The organism is Mycobacterium sp. (genome assembly GCF_049281135.1).
Classification (GTDB): domain Bacteria; phylum Actinomycetota; class Actinomycetes; order Mycobacteriales; family Mycobacteriaceae; genus Mycobacterium.
On the sequence record NZ_JBAPRN010000186.1, the window covers coordinates 1 to 6,153 of the forward strand.

The following is a 6,153-nucleotide window of genomic DNA, read 5'->3' on the forward strand; positions in this document are numbered from 1 at the left end:
GGGTGGGGTCGTGGGGTGGACGCGGTGTCGACGTGACCGGCGGGCGGGTGGTTGCCGGCCGAGACGACCGTGACCGTGGCGACGGCAGCTTGCGCTCGTCGGGCAGGTGAATCTCGCCGAGCCCCAACCGGTTCTGCAGGCGCCGCATCCACATCGGGGCCCACCAGCAGTCGTCGCCGAGCAGCTTCATCACCGCGGGCACCAGGAACATCCGGACGACGGTGGCGTCCAACAGCAGTGCGGCCATCAGCCCGAAAGCCAGATACTTCATCATCACCAGGTCGGAGAAGACGAACGAGCCGGCGACCACGGCCAACACCAATGCCGCCGCGGTGATCAGACGGCCTGTCGTCGCCGTACCGATTCGGATGGCCTCGGCCGTCGACATGCCGCGCGCCCTGGCCTCAACCATCCGCGACACCAGGAACACCTCGTAGTCGGTGGCCAGACCGAAACCGACCGCGACCACCAACGCGATCAAGACGACCATCAACGGTGTCGGCGTGAAATTCAGCCAGCTGGCGAAATGTCCGTCGACGAAGATCCAGGTGAGGATGCCCAGCGTCGAGCCCAGGGTCAGCGCGCTCATCACGGCGGCTTTGATCGGTAGCACCACCGATCCGAATGCGAGGAACATCAATAGCATCGTCGTGCTGAGCAGGACCACCAGCATCAGCGGAGCCTTGTCGAACAAGCTGTGGATGCTGTCCTGCTCAAGCGCCGGAACGCCGCCGACCAAGACGGTCAAGCCTCGTGGTGGCGTGATCGATCGCAGCTCGGCAAGCTTCTTGGCCGCGTCGCTGGCGTTCGACAGACCGTTCTGGATGACCCGGACCGAGTCATTCTTGGGATGACTGCCGTTCGGCCCCGAGACGCACGGGTTGCCCTCGATCGTCGGGCAGGCGCGCTCCTGCCAGGTCGTGTCGGTGAATCCGCTGATCGAGGCGGCGTCGTTGCGGATCTCGGCGACCTGCTGGTCGGTGACCTTGCTGTGGTTGTTGCTTTCGATCACCAGCGTCAGCTGGTTCGTGCGATAGCCGGGGAACAGTTTGTCGAAGTTCTCCTGCGCCAGGCGTACCGAGTTGTTCGGTGGCAGGTACTTTTCGCTCATCCCGCCGAAGGAGAGGTTGTGCAGGGGGATGACCAGCGCGATCATCCCGATGATGATGGGGATGGCGAAGACCAGCGGCCGCCGCATGACGACATTGACCAGCTTGCCCCAAAACCCGGCTTCCACCTCTTCGCGGGTTTTGGTCTTCTGCAGCCGATCGGCCAGCCAGTTCAGATATACGCGCGACGGCGTCCAGTTGGCCAGGAAAGGAATGCGGAACAGGGTGCGCACGCCGAGGGCGTCGACGTGCTTGCCGAGGATCGCCAGGCAGGCAGGCAGCAGCGTGATCGACAAGATCGCGGCCAGCGTCACCGAGATGATCACCGCGTAGGTCAGCGACTTCACGAAGCCCTGCGGCAACAAAAAGAGGCTAGAGGCTGACACGGCTATCAGGACCGCCGAGAACACCACCGTGCGACCGGCCGTCATCACCGTGCGGCGGACCGCGGCCTCGGTGTCGTATCCCTCGGCGATCTCCTCACGGAAACGGCTGACCACGAACAGCCCGTAGTCGATCGCTATACCGAAACCCATCATGGACACGACCGGCTGGGCGAAGAAACTCAGCGGCCCGAACATCGTGATCAATCTCAGGATGCCCAGCGAGCCGGCGATGCTCAGGCCACCGACCATGACCGGCAGGGAGGCCGCGATCACACCGCCGAATACCAGGAAGAGCACCACCGCCACCAGCGGCAGCGCCAGCACTTCCATGCGCTTCTGGTCGGTCGCAATGGTGCCGGTCAGTGCGCCCGCGATCGGCTCCAGGCCGGCGAGTTGAATGTTGCCGCCGTTGAGCTTCTGCAGATCAGGCTCGATGTCCTTGTAGTTGGTCAGAATCGTGTCGTCATCGTTGCCCTTGAGCGGGATGCTGACGAAGGTGTGCTTGCCGTCCTCGCTGGCCATTCCCTTGATGATGGGGTCGGTGCTGGTCGGCGCGGCCAGCCAGCCGGCCCAGCCGACGACCTGATCCGGATGGTCTTTCTTGAAGGCGTTGAGTTCGTCGACGATCTTTTTCTGCCACGCCGGGTCGTTGACCGACTTGGGGGCGGTGAAGGTCGCCACGACGTGGCTGGTTCGGTCGCGCCCATAAGTGTTGTCGCCGAGTACCGACGCCTTGACCGACTGGCTGCCGTCGTCGTAAAACCCGCTCTGCGTCACGTGCTTGCCGAGGCTGATCCCGAAGATGCCGCCGAGCAGGCTCAGCGCCACCATCACGCCGATCACGATGAACCGGTAGCGATATACAGTTCGACCCCACCAGGCGAACACGTAAGCTCCTTACTGGATCTGCGGCGACCCGCGCATTAGTTTTGAGTTGTCAGACACGCGAGGTCAGCAACGAGGACAGCGGCCGGAACGGTTGCAGCCACGCCCCCTTCTCAGGCAGCGAATCGAGGCCGATCCGCGGCAGTGGCTCCCGGAACACACCGGTGATGTCCTCCAGGTCGACAAACTCCAAGGTATCCGACGCTAGCGCCCAACTGGCATGTTCGCGAAATCCAAGCACCTGGACGGGTACCCCGCTACGCGAGATTTCCTCGAGCGGCAGCCGGAATGCCTGCCCATCGGCGGACGCCACCATCAGCGCCGCCAAACCCTCCTGTGAGCGCTGCGCGATGTGCGCGAGCATGTCGCTGTCGACGTCGCTGTCTTCGTCGAGCTTGGGCTTGGCGAAGACCGCGAATCCGACGTTGCGCAGTGCATCGACCCACGGCCGCACCACATCGGCGCTACCCCCGGCGATGTTGGTGAACACGGTGGCCTCGGGTTCGGCCGACACGTCGTTCCGATTCACCGCCACGTCGGCGGTGCGGGCCAGCAACCAGCGGCCGAGCGCATCGAACCGGGGCCGTTCCGTCGCGGTGGGCCGCCGGCCGAGAATGGATCCCAGCCCCATGTCCAGATTTGGCGCATCCCAGACCAGAAGTACCCGACGAGGCGCCGGCGCTGCGTCGGCCGCGGGGCCGCCGGGCAGCCCGATCGGGGCGCCGGTTTTTTCTTCAATGAGGCTCATATTCAGCGTCTTTCCCACAAAAAATCGGTGACGGCGCTGCCGGCAACGTGTGCCTTGCCCTCGTATTTCGTGACCGGACGGACGACGGAGATCGCCGTATCGGCACGGGCATCCAGCCTGGTCAGCCTGGGTTCGGCGTCGCCCACCTCGGCGATCTGCTCGGCGTAGCCGGCATGGTCGGTGGCGGCGTGCAGTACCCCGCCCGGCCGCAACCGGTCGGCGATCGTGGCCACCGTCTCTGGCTGCAGCAGCCGGCGCTTGTGGTGACGGGCCTTGGGCCACGGGTCCGGGAAGAACACCCGGACCCCGCTCAGCGAGCCGGGGGCGATCAGTTGGTCCAGCACATCGACCGCATCCCCGCGGATCAGCCGGATATTGGTGACACCTTCGCGGTCGATACCGGAGAGCAACTGGGCCAGCCCACGCCGGTAGACCTCGACGGCGATCACGTCGACGTTCGGCTCGGATTTCGCCATCGCTAGTGTGGAAGTCCCTGTGCCACAGCCGATTTCAAGGACAAGTGGAGCATCGCGGCCGAACCAGGCGTGGGTGTCCAGCGGTTCGGCCGGTGCTTGGGGGTCGTGTCCAGACGCGGCGACGTAGCCGAGCTCGGGCCACAGCCGCTCCCAGGTCCGCTGTTGTGCCGCCGACAACTGCGAGCGCCGCGTGCGGAAACTGGTCGTCCGACGGTAGCCGCCGACGCCACGTTCCGCACGCAGGTCTGAAGGGGGTGTCGGCGGTGTGGCCGCGTCCACCCAGGGTTGCGCGCGCATCCGTTCATCGTTACCCATCAACCCACCATGTTGCCGCCCGCGGGGCAGATTGATACCCAACAGTTGCCTTTACCTGGTATCAGGTGACTCGCTTCGCAGCCGCGCAAATGTCACCATTCGTCCAACAAACCGGTGGTGATGCGCCGCGATCGGCGGTTACTCCGCCACAATGGGGCGTTAGCAGCAACTACGAGACGGATAGGGGCATCCGATTTTCGGCGACGAGCTGGACCGATTTGCGGCCGAGGTTTCCGACCCGCGCTGCGCCGCGATCGCCAGGCGGCTCGCCACCCCGTTGCGGGTGGCGATATCGGGACGCCGCGGTGTCGGCCGTTCCGCGGTCGCGCACGCTGTGGCCCAGGCCGGGACCCTGCGCGGCACGATTACGCTGAGCACCCCTTCGGCTGCCGACGTTGACCTCTATGTTCTCGCCGACGCGGTCAAACCCGAGGACCGCGCCGCGATCGGAGCGGCCAGACGACCGCTGCTCGCGGTGCTCAACAAGGCAGACCTGATCGCGACCACCGAATCCGGCTGCCATCCGCACGGGCCGACCATCTCGGCCAGGGCCCGATGCGTGCAACTGTCTGCCCACGCCGGCATCTCGATAGAACCGGTGGTGGGGATCCTCGCGGTCGACGGCCTGGACGACGGCCTGTGGTCTGGGCTGCGGGCGCTGGCCAGCGGGCATCCCGTCGACGCGGCGTTGCGCCGCCGAATGATGGACACCCTCGACGAGTTCGGTGTCGCGCAGGCGACCGCCGCGATCCGGCGTGGGGTGACCCGTGCCGACGTCGTTGCCCTGCTCCGGAGCCTGAGCTGCATAGACGAGATCGTCGACAAGATTGAGGCGCTCGGCGCACCCGTGCGCTATCAGCGGGTGCTGGACGCCGTCGCCGACCTGGAGACGCTGGCCGTCACCGACCGGCGAATTCGCGAGTTCCTGCGCCGCGACGACACCGTGGTCGCTCGGATGATGGCCGCGGTGGACGTCGTCGAGGCGGTCGGCATGAACGTCGAGCGAGGCGACACGGCTGCGGCGCATCTGCGCCGTGCGGTGCATTGGCAGTGCTACCGACGTGGGCCGGTCGCGGCTAACCACCGCGCCTGCGGCGCGGACATCGTCAGGGGTTCGCTGCGGCTGTGGGCGAAGGTCGGAGGGGTGGTGTGACCAAAAAGCCAGGCAACGACGCGGTTGCCGAGGTGGACGCGATGGTGGCGGCGATCGGCCCGCGACTCGACGCGCCGAACATCGAGCGCCTGGACGCGGTATTGGTCACCGGACCGTGGCTGGCCGGGGTGACTGGTGTGGTCGCCGCGCTCAGCGAGCGGCTGCCCAAGCGGAAGTTCGTCGAGTCAGCGGACCTGGAAGCCGGCGAAGCGCCAACGGTGGTGGTGTTCGTCGTTTCGGCGGCCGCCACGTTGACCGAATCCGACTGCGCGCTGCTGGACGCGTCGATGGCCGAAACCGACGTGGTGATCGGCGCGGTGTCCAAGGTCGACGTGCACCGCAACTGGGAAGAAGTCCTGGCGGCCGACCGTGAGGTCCTCGGGTCGTACGCGTCGCGGTACCTCGACGTGCCCTGGGTCGGGGTCGCGGCGGCGCCAGAATCCGGTGAACCCCGTATCGACGACCTGGTCACCGTGGTGTCCGACAAACTCGCCGACAAAGATCTTCCGCGGCGAAACAGGTTGCGGGCGTGGAACTCCCGATTGCAGACCATTGCCGGCCGATACGATCGCGACGCCGATGGCGTGGGCCGGCGGGCGCGGGTCGAGGTGCTGCGCGACCAGCGCAGCGCAATCCTGCGGCAGCGACGACTGTCCAAGTCCGAACGCACGATCGCCTTGCGCAGCCAGACCCAGCAGGCTCGGGTTCAGCTGTCCTACTTCGCCCGCAACCGCTGCGCGTCGGTCCGCTCCGAGCTGCAGCAGGACGCCGCGAGCCTGACCAAGGCCAAGCTGCCCGAGTTCGAGGCCTACGCGGGTGCGCGCCTCAACGAGGTGATCACCGAGGTTGACGATGGCACGACCACACATTTGGCCGACGTCGCGCAGGGGCTGGACCTGACGGTTGACCTGCCGGCGCCGACGACGCTCCCGACGATCGAGGTTCCGGCGCCACAGCTGAAGTCGCGGAAGCTGGAGACCCGGCTGATGATGCTGGTGGGTGCGGGCTTCGGGTTGGGGTTGGCGCTGACGTTGAGCCGGCTGCTGGCCGATCTGACACCCGGGTTGACGGTGGCCGGAGC

Annotated in this window: 5 protein-coding genes; 2 read left to right on the top strand and 3 right to left on the bottom strand. The window is 66.3% G+C overall.

Annotated elements, in window-relative coordinates; all coding sequences use genetic code 11:
* From WAN02_RS07515 to trmB, 3 genes are all read right to left on the bottom strand, one after another.
* Positions 1 to 2,383 (bottom strand): MMPL family transporter (locus WAN02_RS07515; protein ID WP_422263534.1); only part of this gene is annotated, 2,383 nt, incomplete at its 3' end.
* A gap of 49 nt (positions 2,384 to 2,432) precedes the next feature.
* A complete protein-coding gene (locus WAN02_RS07520) occupies positions 2,433 to 3,128 on the bottom strand; it encodes an NYN domain-containing protein (protein WP_422263535.1) in 696 nt (231 codons plus the stop codon).
* Positions 3,129 to 3,130: 2 nt separating this feature from the next.
* Positions 3,131 to 3,919, bottom strand: a complete 789-nt coding sequence (gene trmB / locus WAN02_RS07525) for a tRNA (guanosine(46)-N7)-methyltransferase TrmB (RefSeq protein WP_422263536.1) — start codon at positions 3,917 to 3,919, stop codon at positions 3,131 to 3,133.
* A 193-nt stretch (positions 3,920 to 4,112) separates the two neighbouring features.
* On the opposite strand from trmB, the gene WAN02_RS07530 reads away from it, so the two are divergent.
* The gene (locus WAN02_RS07530) at positions 4,113 to 5,072 is read left to right on the top strand and encodes a hypothetical protein (protein ID WP_422263537.1); all 960 of its coding nucleotides are present in this window, start codon (positions 4,113 to 4,115) and stop codon (positions 5,070 to 5,072) included.
* Between the two features lie 41 nt (positions 5,073 to 5,113).
* Positions 5,114 to 6,153: hypothetical protein (locus WAN02_RS07535; protein WP_422263538.1), on the top strand; the 1,040-nt coding region annotated here is incomplete at its 3' end.